This window comes from Streptomyces venezuelae, from assembly GCF_008642355.1.
GTDB lineage: Bacteria > Actinomycetota > Actinomycetes > Streptomycetales > Streptomycetaceae > Streptomyces > Streptomyces venezuelae_B.
Window position 1 is genome coordinate 1153438 of record NZ_CP029193.1, and the last position, 15091, is coordinate 1168528.

Below are 15091 nucleotides of genomic sequence, written 5' to 3' on the forward strand. Positions count from 1 at the left end.
CTCATGCCGGACAGCTCCGAGAAATTCGTCGCCGCCATCGATCAGGGCACCACCTCGAGCCGTTGCATCATCTTCGACCAGGACGGCGCGATCGTCGCCGTGGACCAGCGCGAGCACCGCCAGATCTTCCCCAAGCCGGGCTGGGTGGAGCACGACGCCACCGAGATCTGGTCCAAGGTGCAGGCGGTGGTCGCGGGGGCGATCGCCAAGGCCGGGCTGCGCGCCGACCAGCTGAGCGCACTGGGCATCACCAACCAGCGCGAGACCACCGTGCTGTGGGACCGCGCGACCGGCAAGCCCGTGCACAACGCGATCGTCTGGCAGGACACCCGCACCTCGGCGCTCTGCAACGAACTGGGCGGCGCGGACGGCCAGGACCGCTTCCGCGAACAGACGGGCCTGCCCCTGGCGAGCTACTTCTCCGGACCCAAGGCAGCCTGGCTGCTCGACAACGTGCCAGGGCTCAGGGCCCGCGCCGAGCGAGGCGAGATAGCCTTCGGCACCATCGACTCCTGGCTGATCTGGAACCTCACGGGCGGCACCGACGGTGGCAAGCACGTCACCGATGTCACCAACGCGGGCCGCACCATGCTGATGAACCTGGAGACGCTCCAGTGGGACCAGTCGATCCTGTCGGCGATGAACGTCCCCGAAGCGGTCCTGCCGGAGATCAGGTCGTCGGCCGAGGTGTACGGGACGGCGGTGGGCCAGCTCTCCGGAGTGCCCGTCGCCTCCGCCCTGGGCGACCAGCAGGCGGCCGTCTTCGGGCAGGCCTGCTACGACACGGGGACGGCCAAGAACACGTACGGCACGGGCAGTTTCCTCCTGCTCAACACCGGCAACCGGCCGGTCCCCTCCAAGAGCGGTCTGCTCACGACCATGGGCTACAAGATCGGCTCCGAGGCGCCGGTGTACTGCCTGGAGGGGTCGATCGCGATCACCGGCGCCCTGGTGCAGTGGTTCCGGGACCAGCTCGGCATCATCCGCAACGCGGACGAGATCGAGGCCCTCGCGGCGAGCGTCGACGACAACGGCGGAGCGTACATCGTGCCCGCGTTCTCCGGCCTGTACGCGCCCTACTGGCGCTCCGACGCGCGCGGCGTCGTCACCGGCCTCACCCGGTACGTCACCAAGGCGCATCTCGCGCGTGCCGTCCTGGAGGCGACGAGCTGGCAGACGCGCGAGGTCGTGGACGCCATGTACCAGGACTCCGGAGTGCGGATCACCACTCTCAAGGTGGACGGTGGCATGACCAAGAACAACCTCCTGATGCAGCACCAGGCGGACGTGCTGGGTGTGCCGGTGATCCGCCCCAAGGTCTCCGAGACGACGTGTCTGGGCGCGGCGTACGCGGCCGGTCTCGCGACGGGCGTGTGGAACGACCTGGACGAGCTGAAGGCGCACTGGCAGCAGGACGTCGAGTGGAGCCCGCGCATGGACGCCGCATCACGGGACCGCGAGTTCCACAACTGGCACAAGGCGGTGGAGCGGAGCTTCGGCTGGCTGGAGGAGGACGAGGGCTGACGGCCGGCCGATCGGAACTGCGGCCCGTACCCCGGTCGGCGGGGGTACGGGCCTCAGCGGCGACCGGAAAGCAACGGCGTACTACGTAGTGACGGGTTCCCGAGCCGCAGCGGCGGCCGCCATCGCGTGTTCCACGACGTCGATGAGGACCTCCTTGACGGTCTCGCGGTCCCGCGCGTCGCACATCACCACGGGCACATCGGCGTCGAGATCGAGGGCCTGGCGCACGACGTCGGCCGGGTAACGATTGGCCCCGTCGAAGCAGTTGACGCCGACGACGAAGGGAATGGAGCGTCGTTCGAAATAGTCCACGGCGGCGAAGCAGTCCTCGAGGCGCCGTGTGTCGGCGAGGACGACGGCGCCCAGCGCGCCGGTCGCCAGCTCGTCCCAGAGGAACCAGAAGCGGTCCTGTCCCGGCGTGCCGAAGAGGTAGAGGACCAAGTCCTCCCGGAGGGTGATGCGGCCGAAGTCCATGGCCACGGTGGTGGTGTGCTTGCCCGCGACGCCGCTGGTGTCGTCGACGGGCCTGCCCGCCTCGCTGAGGGTCTCCTCGGTGCGCAGCGGCTTGATCTCGCTGACCGCGCCGACCAGCGTCGTCTTGCCGACGCCGAAGCCGCCGGCCACGAGGATCTTCAGCGTGACCGGCTCGACGGGGGCCTTGTCGCGCTCAGTGCGCTTGAAGATCATCGCTCACTTCTCCTGCATCGGTGGTGTCGCGCGGGGCCGGTCCGTATCCGCCGCCGCCAGGGGGTTCGATCACGAGTACATCTCCGGGGGCACCGCCACGCCGCTCAGAGCGCCCGGAGGCCGCTGATCACATCGCGCAGAATGCTCTCGTCCGGCAGCTCGGCGGGGGGCACGGGACGGGTCACGTGCACCAGTTCGTCGTCGACGAGGTCCCCTATGAGGACACGGACCACGCCGATGGGCAGGTCGAGTTCGGCGGCCAGCTCGGCGACCGACTGAGGCGTGTCACGGCACAGCCCGACGATGTCCACGTGCTCCGGAGACAGCGTCCGGTCGGTCTCCGGGACGTCGTACGCGTGGGCCTCGGTGACGACGACCGCGATCAGGTCGAGCCGGTGCTGTCCGTTGCTCGTGGTGCGGCCGCGCGTCATGGCGTATGGCCGCACCACGGGGCCTGCGTCGTCGTCGAACCAGCGGGGCGACTCCTGCGCCCGCGGTAAATTCCGCGTTCTTGTGGTTCTCTGCGTCCCTCGACCGTCTTCGCTCATGACCTCCCACTACCCCCCGGCGGGCAGATCCGTGCGCGGCGCCGTACCCAGATGCACGCCGACCCGCTTGACCAGCAGCGTCATTTCGTACGCGACCAGACCCACGTCGGAATCCGCGTCAGCGAGGACGGCTAGGCAGCTGCCGTCGCCGGCGGCCGTGACGAAGAGGAAGGCGTCGTCGAGCTCGACCACGGTCTGACGGACCCGGCCCGCCTCGAAGTGCCGGCCCACGCCCTTGGCGAGGCTGTGGAACCCGGAGGCGACGGCGGCGAGGTGCTCGCTGTCCTCCCTGGTCAGGTTCTTCGACACGCCGGTCGGCAGGCCGTCTCCGGAGAGCACGAGTGCCTTGCGGATGCTGGCGACGCGCTGCACCAGGTCGTCGAGGAGCCAGTTCAGCTCACCCCGTCCCCCGGTCGTGGTGGTGCGTGCGTCGGCATTCGGTGCGGTCATCGACCGTCCCCCTCGGGTGTCGTTCCTGGTGCTGTGCCGTTCGTGGCGTCGTCGCCCGCGGCGTTCTCGTCGCGGCCGCGCTGCCAGCCCCGCTGGAGCGATGCCATGCGGCTGCGTACCTCTTCGGCGTCCCGCTCCTCGGGCCGGGTCTCGGCGCGCGCGGGGCGGTGGTCGGGTCCGTCCTTCAACTGCGGGGCCAGGTTGGCCTGTCGTACGCGGCGGGGCAGTCCGCCCACCGTGGTCGTGGTGGTCCGGCCCCCGGCACGGCTGTCGGTCGCGGCGCGGCGGCCGCGTGCCGGGAGGTCGGTCGGCACGTCCTCGACGGCCGTGACGTCGCGGTGCGGCGGCGAAAGGTCGGGCCAGGAGGACTGCTGCCGCGGGCCCTGCGGCGACGGGATCCCGTCCTCGGCGGCCGGGTCCAGCGGTCTGCTCTCCGAGGACCTGTCCTCCTGGAAGCGGCGCTCCGTGGGCAACCGGCCGTCGGTCGGAAAACGGCTGTCCGTCTGCGGGCGGTCGTCCGTCCGGAAGCGACTGTCCGCGGGGAATCGGGTGTCTTCGGAGGGGCGGCTTTCCTGGGCCTTTCCTCCGGAGAAGCGGCTTTCCTGCGGCCTGTCGTCGGGGAAGCGGCTGTCCTGGGGCCTGGCGTGCGTCACCGGGCGGCCGTTGGAGCGGACCAGTTTCGGGGTCCTGCGCCGCGGCAGCGGGACGGGGCCTCCGGAGTGGGCGTCCTCGGTCGCGTCGTCGTCGGTGGGCGCGGTGTCCCTGCGGGTCGGCTCGGCGCGGCCCGCCTCGCGGTCGTCGCGGGCCTGCTGGTGCTGTTCCCCGGGCGTGCCCGCCACCCGGCGGCGGGGCCGGAAGAGACCGCCGCGCTCGCTGTCCTCGTCGTCGAGGGAGCCGGGGAAGCCGTCGAGGTCCGCCATGCCGACGGGCGCTTCGAGCTCGACGGGGCCGTCGAGGACGGACGCGGGCAGGCCCGGCAGCTGTACGGGCACCTGGGCGAGGGCCGCGGCACGGTCGACGCCCTGGTCGGCACCGGACACGGCGTCCTTGGTCTGTGCCCGGTCGATCCGGAAGCCGGCGCCGTCGGTGTCCGGCACGTCGTCGGTGAGCAGGGACTCGGGGATGAACACGACGGCGGTCGTGCCGCCGTACGGCGAGGGCTGGAGGGAGACGCGGACACGCTGGCGCTGCGCGAGCCTGCTGACGACGAACAGGCCGAGCCGGTCGGTGTCGGAGAGCTCGAACTCGGGGGTCTCCGCGAGGCGCAGGTTGGCGTCCAGGAGGGCGTCTGGGGTCATGCCGAGGCCCCGGTCGTGGATCTCCAGGGTGAAGCCGTTGGCGACGTGCTCCCCGAGCACCTGGACGGCGGTGTGCGGGGGCGAGAACACCGTGGCGTTCTCCAGGAGTTCCGCCATGAGGTGTGTGAGGTCGGCGACCGCGGGTCCGGTGACCGCGATGCGGGGCAGGCGGCGCACTTCGATGCGTTCGTAGTCCTCGACCTCGGCGACGGCCGCGCGGACGACGTCCATGAGCTGGACGGGCTTGCGCCACTGACGCGACGGGGCGGCGCCGGACAGGATGACGAGGCCCTCGGCGTGCCGCCGCATGCGGGTCGTCAGGTGGTCGAGCCGGAACAGGTCGGCGAGCTCGTCGGTGTCCTCGGTCCTGCGCTCCATGGTGTCCAGGAGCGTGAGCTGCTTGTGCAGCAGGACCTGGCTGCGGCGGGCGAGGTTGACGAAGACCTCGGAGACACCGCGGCGCAGGTCGGCCTGTTTGACGGTGGCTTCGACGGCGGCGCGCTGGAGGGTGTTGAGGGCCTGGCCGACCTGGCCGATCTCGTCCTTGCCGTACGTCAGGCGGGGCGCCTCGGTCTCCACGTCGACCTGCTCGCCGGCGGCCAGGCGGCGCAGCACGCCGGGCAGCCGGACGCCGGACGCTTCGTGGGCCTCGAGGCGCAGGCGGCGCAGGTCCCTGATGAGGCTGCGGCCGATGCGCACGGACAGGAAGAGGGAGACGAGGAGGGCGAGCAGGCCGAGCACGCCGGCCGCGATGACGCGGACGATCACGCCGACGGCCGCGGGTTCGACGCGGTCCTGGAACCGGTCGGTCGCCTCCATGTTGCTCTCGGAGAGCTGTTTGAGGACGCGGCCCGCGGCCTGGTCCCAGTGGGACGCGGTGACCACGCGCGGGGTGCCTGCCCCGCCTTCGATGATGGCCTGTTCGGCCTTGCGCAGCTGGGTGGTCTCGGTGCCGTTCCAGTAGCGCTCGTAGCGGGCGCGGTCGTCCTCGGGGAGCTGGGCGAAGTTCACTTCGAAGAGGAGTCCGCGCTGGGCCCGCAACTCGGTGGCCTGGCGGATCTCGGCCTTGGTGATCCGGCCCGCGACGAGCGCCGAGCCGATCAGCGCGTCCTCACGGGACAGCAGCTCACGCGCGCGGGTGGCGCCGACGAGCGCACGGCCCTGCTGGTCGTACTTCATGTCGTCGAGGCCGGAGAAGCCGTTGAGCGTGCTCAGCAGGTCGAAGTAGGGGTCGATCAGCTTGGTGTACATCTTCAGGGCGCCGGCCCGGGTGATCGTGCCCTCTTCGACGCCGCGGCGCAGCGGGTCGATGCTGTCGAAGGCCTCGACGAGTTCGTTGAGCCGCTTGCGCGATTCCCCGCTGACGCCGTCACGGACGTCCGGGTCCTGGGCGTTGGCGCGGATCTTGTCGATCATCCCGTCGGTCGCCGTGCGGCTGCGGCGCAGGGCGGACATGGCGTCCGAGGCCCGGGGGTCGGCGAGGTAGACGAGGGTCTGGCGGCGTTCCTGCTGGATCACGCGCGCCGTGTCCTCGATCGGGTAGGCGAGCTTGTCGACGACGTTGACGGAGTCGACGAGGCTCAGTGCCTGGCGGCCCGTGATCACGGTGGCGAAGGCCCAGATCGCCGTGAGGGAGAGCAGCGGCACGAGCAGCAGCGCCACGATCTTCCTGCGGATGGACTTCCCGCGAAAGCGCATGGCCTCCCCCAGATCGGCCCCCTGCGGCCGTTGCACGGGCCAGGGGCACACATGTGCGTCAACAAACGGCGCGAGCCTACTACTGACTCACGGGCAACTCGAAGGCGCATCCGAACGCTTTTCGGCCGTGACGCGAAAAGGACGTCCGCAGTTGTCCCTCCATTACGGGAGATTGCGTCCCAGCATGTGGCACCTCTTCCGGTGCCTCATCCGCCGCTGTACGCACGCCAGTTGGCCGGAATTCTTCGCTGCACGGAAGCGGAACGGGAATCTTTCGGATCTCTCGTTCGTCTTTGAGGAAGAGAGCCGCGGGCCGTGTTCAGGTCACCGGCACACCCCCGGGCACGTGACGGGGTGGGCGACATGAAGCGCGGCGAAACGGGCAGTCCGGAGGGTGACCCGTGAACGGCCGCGAGCATCGGGGGGAGAGACGCAATGATGGGTACGGCAGAGCGCCACAGGGAGTCCTGGGAAGAGCGGCACCAGGAACGGGAGCAGTGCGAAGCGGCGGAGCAGCGGCCGCCGTTGTGGGTGGAGGAGCCCGCGCGCAGACGACGGCTGCCCGATCCGGTGCGGACGGCCGCGGTGCGAGCGGTGATCATAGTGGCGCTCACGCTCGTGCAGGCGATGGTCGCTTTCCTCGCCGCCCTCGCGGGGTCGTGGCTCTCCTTCCCCATGGTGCTGAGCAGCGTGGCCAGCACCGTCGCGGCCACGTGGGGTGTGCTGGACGTGTGGGTGACGCGCCAGGTGTGGAACCAGCGCAACGGAGTGGTGTCGATGCCGAGCAGTACGGCGCGGCGGCTGCGGCGCGAGCGGCGCCGGGCCCGGCGCGAGGCACGCGCCGTGGCACGGGGGAAGGACCGCATACACGGGCGCAGCGGGTCGGGCCAGCTGTCGCACTCCTGAGCGACGACGGCACGAGCCGACCCTCTGCGCAACCGAATCAGGACGTCGGCAGAGCGGCACGGGTTCGGGCCGACAATCGGACGGTGCCAGCCCAGGCGGCAACCGAGCAGCGCCGGACCATGCCGATGACCGCACTGCGCCGGTCCGCACCGACGACCGCCTGCGCGGATCCACGCCAGCGACCGAGCAGCGCCACTCCCGGCGGCAACCGAGCGGCACAGGTACAGCCCGACGTCCGAGCGGCGCGTCCAACTGGCTTACCGGCTGGCCGCGGTCGGTCTCAGACTCCTGCGAGTTCCGCCGCCCGGTCGGCGGCCAGGCCCCTGCGCGCCTTCATGAAAGGACGGGCGCAGTCGATCGCGAGGGCCGCCGTGGTCCGTCCCGCGCGTTCGTAGACGGCGAGGAGCCCTCCTCCCCGTGCGCCCGCCGTCGGGTCGCCGCCCGGATCGGCCGACGAGCCCTCGACGATGCGCGCGATGTCACCGCTGGTCCTGTGGCCGGCGAACTGGATGCGGGAGCCGTACTGGTCCGACCAGAAGTAGGGCAGGGAGTGCGCCGACTCGACCGTGTGCCCGGCGAGCAAGTTGCGTACCGCCGCGCGCGGTTGCTCCGTGGCACTCGTCCAGTGCTCGGCGCGGGCTCCGCCCACCCTGGCGACATCGCCCACCGCGACGACCTGGGGCAGCGTCGTCACGCAGCCGTCGTCGCACAGAATGCCGTCGTCCACCGCGAGAGGAGAACCCGCGAGCCACTGCGTGTTGGGGATCGCCCCGATGCCGACCACGACCACGTCGGCGGGCAGCAGACGTCCGTCGGCCAGTTCGACGGCGGTGACGGAGCGGCCGGCGGCGCCCCGAAGTCCCGCCACGCCGACGCCGGTCAGCAGGGCGACGCCGCCGCGCGCATGCAGTCCCGCACACACCGAGGCCATTTGGGGGCCGAGTTGGGCCGCGAGAGGCAGCGGCGCCGCCTCGACCACGGTGACGTCATGCCCGAGGACCGCACACGAGGACGCGGTCTCCGCGCCGATGAAGCCGCCGCCGATCACCACGACGCGCTGCGGCCCGCGCGTCAGATCCGCGCGCAGCGCGCGGGCGTCGTCCAGCGTGCGCACGGTGTGGACGCCCGCGAGTGGCGGCCCGGGGAGGCGTCGGGCCGCCGCGCCGGTGGCGATGACGACGCCGTCGCCCGTCACGGTGCGGCCGTCGTCGAGAACGACCGTACGGCCGCGCGCGTCGAGGGCTCTGACCCGCGTGCCGAGCAGCCACTCGGCGGCGAGTTCGGCTGTTTCCTCCTCGTCGGCGAGGGCGAGTCGGTCCTCGTCCGCCGTGCCGGTGAGGAAGCTCTTGGACAAGGGCGGCCGGTCGTACGGCGGGTGCGGTTCGGCGCCGATGACGACCAGGCGACCGTCGAACCCCTGGGCGCGCAGTTCCCTGGCCGCGTACAGACCGGCCAGTGAGGCGCCCACGACGATGACGGCCCTCATGCCGCGGATCCCTTCCCGGCGGCGGACGCGTCACCGTCACCCGTGGCTCCCGTGGCGGAGGCGACGAGCACATGAATGACGCCGTCCTCCACGTACACCTGGTGGGTCCGCACGGGGCGGCGCGCGGGCAGGCACGTCGGCCTGCCGGTGCGAAGATCGAAGGACGCGGCGTGCAGGGGGCACTCGATCAGACAGCCCTCCAGCCATCCTTCCGACAGGGAAGCATCCTGGTGGCTGCATGTGTCGTCGATGGCGTAGAGCTCGCCGTCGGCGTTGAACACCGCGACGGGCGGTGTGGTGTCGAGACGGACGGAGTCGCCTGCGGGGAGGTCTTCAAGGCGGCATACGGGGATCATGGGCCCCCCTCTGGGTGTGATTCGGCCCGGCTCCTGGCCTCTGGAGGGCCAAGACCCTTCGGTAACATGATGTTTCGCATGGCGCACGAGGGAGCGCTATGCGCAACAGAATCCGGGTGGGGCGCCCATCGCGTCAAGGGCTTCCCGAAGACGCGGCTTCAACAGGCCGCCAGGTGGTGAGAGTTCAGATATGACGGGCGATCGGAAACAGGCTGATCAGGACAGGGCACCCCGCGGTGAGCCGCGGGAGAAACAGCCGAAGGGGGCGGCCGGATCCGTCCAGTCCGTGGACCGCGCGGTGAGCGTTCTCGAGATCCTCGCGCGGCACGGCGAGGCCGGGGTCACCGAGATCGCCGATGAGCTGGGTGTCCACAAGTCGACGGCGTTCCGGTTGCTCGGAGTGCTGGAGAACCGCGGCCTCGTCGGCCAGGCCAAGGACCGCGGGAAGTACTTCCTGGGCGCGGGCATACTCCGCCTCGCGGGGGCGGCGGCAGTGCGCATGGACATCTCCCAGGAGGGCGGCCCGGTCTGCCGCGAACTCGCGGACGAGCTGGGCGAGACGGTCAACATCGCGGTCCTGGACGACGACGCGGCGGTCAACATCATGCAGGCCCGCGGTCCCGCCTCGGTGACGGCGCAGAACTGGCTGGGCCGACGCACCCCGCTGCACGCCACTTCCAGCGGAAAGGTGCTCCTCGCCCATCTGCCGACCACCCTGCGCGAAGGCCTGATGGCCCGCACCCTGCCGCGTCTGACCGAGCACACGGTGACCGGCACGGCGGCGCTGCGCGGGGAGCTGGAGGCCGTGGTCGAGCAGGGGTTCGCCGTGGCCGTCGAGGAGTTGGAGGTGGGCCTCGCCGCCGTCGCCGCGCCGGTGCGCGCGCACGACGGCAAGGTGATCGGCGCGCTCAGCGCCTCCGGTCCCGTCTACCGGCTGACCGAGGACCGGCTCACCGAACTCGGCAAGCGCACCGTCGCCGCCGCCGTCGAGCTGTCCCGTCGGATGGGGTACGGCTTCTGACACTTCCCGCGCCCCTACCCGGCTTGTGGCACGGGCGGGGGGCGCGGCGGTTCGCGGGCGCGGCGTCGCAGCGTACGGACTCATGAGGGTGGAACCGGGAGTTCCCGGCTCCGCCCTCACACGTGTGTGCGCGCCCCCACGCACTCCCAGGTGCGGCGAACGGCTTGGCTCCACCCCCTTGACGGCCTCTTGATGGCGTTCTCAGTATGTCTCCCATAGCGCAACCGAACGTGCAGGACGCAACAACGCCGCCACGCCGTGCGCAACAGCAGAGGAGTCTGGCCGTGCCCCACGAGGTCCGTGCCGTCGTCGCCCCGAAGAAGGGCGCGCCCGTCGAGGTGCAGACGATCGTCGTGCCAGATCCCGGCCCCGGAGAGGTTCTCGTCTCCGTACAGGCCTGCGGGGTCTGCCACACGGATCTGCACTACCGGGAAGGCGCGATCAACGACGACTTCCCGTTCCTGCTCGGCCACGAGGCGGCCGGCACCGTCGAGACGGTCGGCGCCGACGTCGACGGACTGGCCCCCGGCGACTGCGTGGTGATCGCCTGGCGCGCGCCCTGTGGCGCCTGCCGCTCCTGTCTGCGCGGCCGCCCCTGGTACTGCTTCGACTCGCGCAACGCCGCACAGCCGATGACGCTCCCGGACGGCACGCCGCTCAGCCCCGCCCTCGGAATCGGCGCCTTCGCCGAGAAGACGCTGGTCGCCGCCGGGCAGGCCGTGAAGGTCGACCCGGCGGCCCGCCCCGAGGCCGTCGCCCTGATCGGCTGCGGCGTGATGGCGGGATACGGGGCAGCGGTGAACACCGGCGGGGTGGGCCGCGGCGACACGGTCGCCGTCATCGGCTGCGGCGGCGTCGGCAACGCCGCGGTCGCCGGCGCGGCCCTGGCCGGGGCCCGCCGCGTCATCGCCGTCGACATCGACGACGCCAAGCTGGACGGGGCGACCCGGTTCGGCGCGACGCACACCGTCAACTCGCGCGGCACGGACCCCGTCGCGGCGGTCCGTGAGCTGACCGGCGGCCACGGCGTCGACGTCGCCATCGACGCCGTCGGCACTCCGTCGACGTGCGAACAGGCCTTCTACATGCGTGATCACGCGGGCGTGCTCGTCCAGGTCGGTGTGCCCGACCCGGAGATGTCGATCGACCTGCCGCTGATCGACCTCTTCTCGCGCGGCGGCGCCCTCAAGTCGTCCTGGTACGGGGACTGCCTGCCCACCAGGGACTTCCCGATCCTCGTCGACCAGTACCTCACGCGCCGTCTCGACCTCGGCGGCTTCGTCTCCGAGACCGTCACGCTCGATCAGGTGGAGGAGGCGTTCGCACGGATGCAGCGGGGCGAGGTACTGCGGTCGGTGGTGGTCCTGTGAGCCCCGGCCCGACCCTGAAGCCGGACCCGTCCCTGAACCCGGGCCCGGACCCGACCCCGAGTCCGGACCCGGCCCTGTACCCCGAGCAGGCCGCCGGACCCCGCGTGATCGTCATCGGAGCCGGCATCGTCGGCTGTTCGCTCGCCGACGAGCTGACCGCGCGCGGCTGGACCGACGTCACTGTCCTCGACCAGGGGCCGCTGCCCGCCCCCGGCGGCTCCACCTCGCACGCGCCCGGCCTCGTCTTCCGCACCAGCCCTTCGAAGACCCTCACCGCTTTCGCCACCTACACCGTGGAGAAGTTCAACGCCCTGGAGGTGGACGGCCTTCCGTGCTTCAACGCCGTCGGCGGTCTGGAGCTTGCCACCACGCCCGAGCGCTGGGCCGATCTGCACCGCAAGGCCGGTCTCGCCGCGTCCTGGGGCGTGCGCGCCGAGCTCGTCGGCCCGGCGCGCTGCAAGGAACTCTGGCCCCTCGTCGACGAGACGCTCGTCCACGGAGGGCTGTACACGCCCGAGGACGGCCTCGCCCGCGCCGTGCCCGCCTGTCGCGCGCAGATGGAACGGGCACGCGCGCGTGGAGCACGTTTTCTTGAACGGCACACCGTGACAGGCATCGAAAAGGACGGTGGTCGCGTCACCGTCGTCGTCACCGACCGCGGCACCTTCGCCGCCGACCACGTCGTCTCGGCCGCCGGGTTCTGGGGCCCGGTGATCGGCCGGATGGCGGGGATCGACATTCCCCTGCTGCCGCTCGCCCACCAGTACGTGAAGACCGCGCCGCTGCCCGAGCTCGCGGGGCTCAACGACCCGCGTGTCGAGGCCTCCCGGCCGATCCTCCGCCACCAGGACCGCGACCTGTACTTCCGGGAACACACCGACCGCATCGGCATCGGTTCGTACGCCCACCGCCCGCTGCCCGTCGACCCGTTCACCGTCCCCGCCTACGACGACGCCGAGGACATGCCGTCCTCGTACCCCTTCACCCAGGAGGACTTCGCACCCAGCTGGGAGGAGTGCCGCCAGCTCCTGCCCGCGCTGAAGGGGGCAGAGATCGCCGAGGGCTTCAACGGCGTCTTCTCCTTCACGCCCGACGGCATGCCCGTGCTCGGCGAGTCCCGCACACTGCGGGGCTTCTGGCTGGCCGAGGCCGTGTGGGTGACGCACTCGGCGGGCGTCGCCAGGGCGGTCGCCGAGTGGATGGTCGACGGGCGGCCCTCGCTCGACCTGCACGAGTGCGAGCTGACGCGCTTCGAGGACGCTCAGCGCTCCCCCGCGTACGTGGCGGAGCGCGGCGCGCAGCAGTTCGTCGAGGTGTACGACGTCATCCACCCGCTCCAGCCGATGGACCGGCCGCGGCCCCTACGGGTCAGCCCCTTCCACGTCCGCCAGCAGGAGCTGGGCGCGGTCTTCCTGGAGGGCGGCGGCTGGGAGCGCCCGCACTGGTACGAGGCCAACGCCCCGCTGGCGGAAGGCTTTCAGGGGCACGTACGTGACGCCTGGGCGGCCCGTCACTGGTCTCCGATAGCCGCCGTCGAGGCACGCGCCACCCGCGAACGCGTCGCCCTCTACGACATGACACCGCTGCGCCGCCTGGAGGTCACCGGACCCGGCGCCCTCACTTTTCTCCAGCGCATGACCTCCAACAACCTCGCCAGGAAACCCGGCGCGGTCACGTACACCCTCCTCCTCGACGAGGCGGGCGGCATCCGCTCCGACCTGACCGTCGCCCGGCTCGCCCCCGACCGATTCCAGGTGGGTGCCAACTCCCCAGCCGACCTCGACTGGCTGCTCCGCCACGCACCCGACGACGTCCACATCAGGGACATCACCTCCGGGACCTGCTGCATCGGAGTGTGGGGGCCGTTGGCCCGCGCGCTCGTGCAGCCGCTCACCCGGGACGACTTCTCGCACGAGGCGTTCGGCTACTTCAGGGCCAAGGAGACGTACATCGGGCACGTCCCGGTGACCGCGATGCGTCTGTCGTACGTCGGTGAACTGGGCTGGGAGCTGTACACCACCGCCGATCTGGGACTTCGGCTCTGGGACACGCTGTGGGAGGCGGGGCGGGCGCACGGCGTGATCGCGGCCGGCCGGTCCGCCTTCAACAGCCTGCGCCTGGAGAAGGGGTACCGCGCGTGGGGCCACGACATGACCATCGAACACAACCCCTACGAGGCGGGCCTCGGCTTCGCGGTCCGCATGAACAAGGGCGACTTCGTGGGGCGCTCGGCGCTCGAAAAGCTGTCCCAGTCGACGCAGGGGGAGCGCGGGCGGCCTGCGCGGAAGCTCACCGCCCTGCTCCTCGCCGACCCCGCCGCGGTCGTCCTCGGCAAGGAACCCGTGTACGTCGACGGCGTCCCCTGCGGGTACGTCACCAGCGCCTCGTACGGGTACACCCTGGGCCGCTGCGTCGCCTACGCCTGGTTGCCGCCCCTGGAGACGAGCACCGGCGTCCACATCGAGTACTTCGGCGAGAAGGTTCCCGCGACGGTCGCCGGGGAGCCCCTGTTCGACCCGGAGATGACCCGCATCCGCCGCTAGCCGCCAGGAGGCACCGGTGTCCCCTACCTACGACGTGATCGTGATCGGCCTCGGCGGCATGGGCAGCGCCGCCGCGCACCATCTCTCCGCGCGCGGGTCCCGCGTCCTCGGCCTGGAGAAGTTCGGCCCGGTGCACGCCCGCGGCTCCAGCCACGGCGGTTCGCGCATCACCCGCCAGTCCTACTTCGAGGACCCCGCGTACGTACCGCTGCTGCTGCGCTCCTACGAGCTGTACGACCGCCTCGAACGCGACACGGGCCGCGACATCGCCACCCTGTGCGGCGGCGTGATGCTCGGCCGCCCCGAAAGCCGCACGGTCTCCGGATCACGGCTCTCCGCCGAACGGTGGGACCTGCCCCACGAGATGCTCGACGCCAAGGAGATCCGTCGCCGCTTCCCGACGCTCACCCCGCGCGACGACGAGGTGGCCCTGTACGAGGCACGGGCGGGCCTCGTACGCCCCGAGAACACGGTCGCCGCACACCTCCAGCTGGCCACACGCAACAGCGCCGACCTGCACTTCGAGGAGCCCATGACCCGGTGGGAGCCCTGCCGGGACGGGGTGCGCGTCCACACCGCGGAGGACACCTACACGGCGGGACAGCTGGTGATCTGCCCGGGTGCGTGGGCGCCGGAGCTGCTGACCGACCTGGGTGTGCCGTTCACCATCGAACGGCAGGTCATGTACTGGTTCCAGCCCTCCGGCGGGGTCGGCCCCTTCCTCCCCGAGAACCATCCGATCTACATCTGGGAGGACGCGGAGAGCGTCCAGGTCTACGGCTTCCCCGCCATCGACGGACCCGCGCTGGGGGCGAAAGTGGCCTTCTTCCGCAAGGGCACGCCCTGCACCCCGGAGACCATCGAACGGTCGGTCCACGACGAAGAGATCGTCGCCATGGCCGAACAGGTGGGGCGGCTCATCCCGAACCTCCCCGGCGGCTTCGTCAAGGCCGCCACCTGCATGTACTCGAACACTCCCGACGAGCACTTCGTGATCGCCCGCCATCCCCGGCACCCGGGGTCGGTGACCGTCGCCGCCGGCTTCTCCGGACACGGATTCAAGTTCGTGCCGGTGGTCGGCGAGATCCTCGCCGACCTGGCCCTCGACGGCGCCACCGCGCACCCCATCGAGCTCTTCGACCCGCGCCGCCTCGCCACCACACCTGCCTGAGAACCGCCGAGAAGCCCCGTTGAGGAGTACGAG

Annotated in this window: 12 protein-coding genes; 6 read left to right on the forward strand and 6 right to left on the reverse strand. The window is 71.3% G+C overall.

Annotation, left to right across the window (positions count from 1 at the left end; translation table 11 throughout):
• Positions 1 to 3: 3 nt before the first annotated feature.
• Complete coding sequence (gene glpK, locus DEJ47_RS05370) at positions 4 to 1524, forward strand: glycerol kinase GlpK (protein WP_150165444.1); 1521 nt, start codon at positions 4 to 6, stop codon at positions 1522 to 1524.
• 81 nt (positions 1525 to 1605) lie between these two features.
• Here the strand turns inward: glpK and DEJ47_RS05375 are convergent, their stop codons facing one another.
• The 4 genes from DEJ47_RS05375 to DEJ47_RS05390 all read right to left on the reverse strand — a co-directional run bounded on the left by DEJ47_RS05375 (position 1606) and on the right by DEJ47_RS05390 (position 6205).
• Complete coding sequence (locus tag DEJ47_RS05375) at positions 1606 to 2211, reverse strand: GTP-binding protein (protein ID WP_150165446.1); 606 nt, start codon at positions 2209 to 2211, stop codon at positions 1606 to 1608.
• Positions 2212 to 2315: 104 nt separating this feature from the next.
• A complete protein-coding gene (locus DEJ47_RS05380; RefSeq protein ID WP_150165447.1) occupies positions 2316 to 2759 on the reverse strand; it encodes a DUF742 domain-containing protein in 444 nt (147 codons plus the stop codon).
• A 9-nt stretch (positions 2760 to 2768) separates the two neighbouring features.
• Positions 2769 to 3209, reverse strand: coding sequence for a roadblock/LC7 domain-containing protein (locus DEJ47_RS05385; RefSeq protein WP_150165449.1), 441 nt, complete (start codon positions 3207 to 3209; stop codon positions 2769 to 2771).
• Entirely contained in the window at positions 3206 to 6205 is a 3000-nt protein-coding gene (locus tag DEJ47_RS05390; protein WP_150165451.1) for a nitrate- and nitrite sensing domain-containing protein, read from the reverse strand. The genes DEJ47_RS05385 and DEJ47_RS05390 overlap by 4 nt, the downstream gene beginning before the upstream one ends.
• Before the next feature lie 438 nt (positions 6206 to 6643).
• Between DEJ47_RS05390 and DEJ47_RS05395 the strand changes: the two genes are divergently transcribed.
• Positions 6644 to 7111 (forward strand): hypothetical protein, encoded by a 468-nt coding sequence (locus DEJ47_RS05395; protein ID WP_398338989.1) that lies wholly within the window; start codon positions 6644 to 6646, stop codon positions 7109 to 7111.
• A 280-nt stretch (positions 7112 to 7391) separates the two neighbouring features.
• Here DEJ47_RS05395 and DEJ47_RS05400 read toward each other — a convergent pair whose 3' ends face one another.
• Both DEJ47_RS05400 and DEJ47_RS05405 read right to left on the reverse strand, forming a co-directional pair.
• A complete protein-coding gene (locus DEJ47_RS05400) occupies positions 7392 to 8597 on the reverse strand; it encodes an NAD(P)/FAD-dependent oxidoreductase (RefSeq protein WP_150165453.1) in 1206 nt (401 codons plus the stop codon).
• Positions 8594 to 8953, reverse strand: coding sequence for a bifunctional 3-phenylpropionate/cinnamic acid dioxygenase ferredoxin subunit (locus DEJ47_RS05405; RefSeq protein ID WP_150165455.1), 360 nt, complete (start codon positions 8951 to 8953; stop codon positions 8594 to 8596). The genes DEJ47_RS05400 and DEJ47_RS05405 overlap by 4 nt, the downstream gene beginning before the upstream one ends.
• 190 nt (positions 8954 to 9143) lie before the next feature.
• Between DEJ47_RS05405 and DEJ47_RS05410 the strand changes: the two genes are divergently transcribed.
• The 4 genes from DEJ47_RS05410 (at position 9144) to solA (ending at position 15058) form a co-directional block, all read left to right on the forward strand.
• On the forward strand, positions 9144 to 9974 hold the full coding sequence (locus tag DEJ47_RS05410; RefSeq protein WP_202457549.1) for an IclR family transcriptional regulator: 831 nt from the start codon (positions 9144 to 9146) through the stop codon (positions 9972 to 9974).
• A gap of 284 nt (positions 9975 to 10258) precedes the next feature.
• The gene (locus DEJ47_RS05415) at positions 10259 to 11344 is read left to right on the forward strand and encodes an S-(hydroxymethyl)mycothiol dehydrogenase (protein WP_150165457.1); all 1086 of its coding nucleotides are present in this window, start codon (positions 10259 to 10261) and stop codon (positions 11342 to 11344) included.
• A 74-nt stretch (positions 11345 to 11418) separates the two neighbouring features.
• Positions 11419 to 13887 carry an FAD-dependent oxidoreductase gene (locus DEJ47_RS05425; RefSeq protein ID WP_150175449.1) on the forward strand — a complete coding sequence of 823 codons (2469 nt, stop codon included), beginning with the start codon at positions 11419 to 11421 and terminating at the stop codon, positions 13885 to 13887.
• 16 nt (positions 13888 to 13903) lie between these two features.
• Complete coding sequence (gene solA, locus DEJ47_RS05430; RefSeq protein WP_150165459.1) at positions 13904 to 15058, forward strand: N-methyl-L-tryptophan oxidase; 1155 nt, start codon at positions 13904 to 13906, stop codon at positions 15056 to 15058.
• The last annotated feature ends 33 nt before the right edge of the window (positions 15059 to 15091 follow it).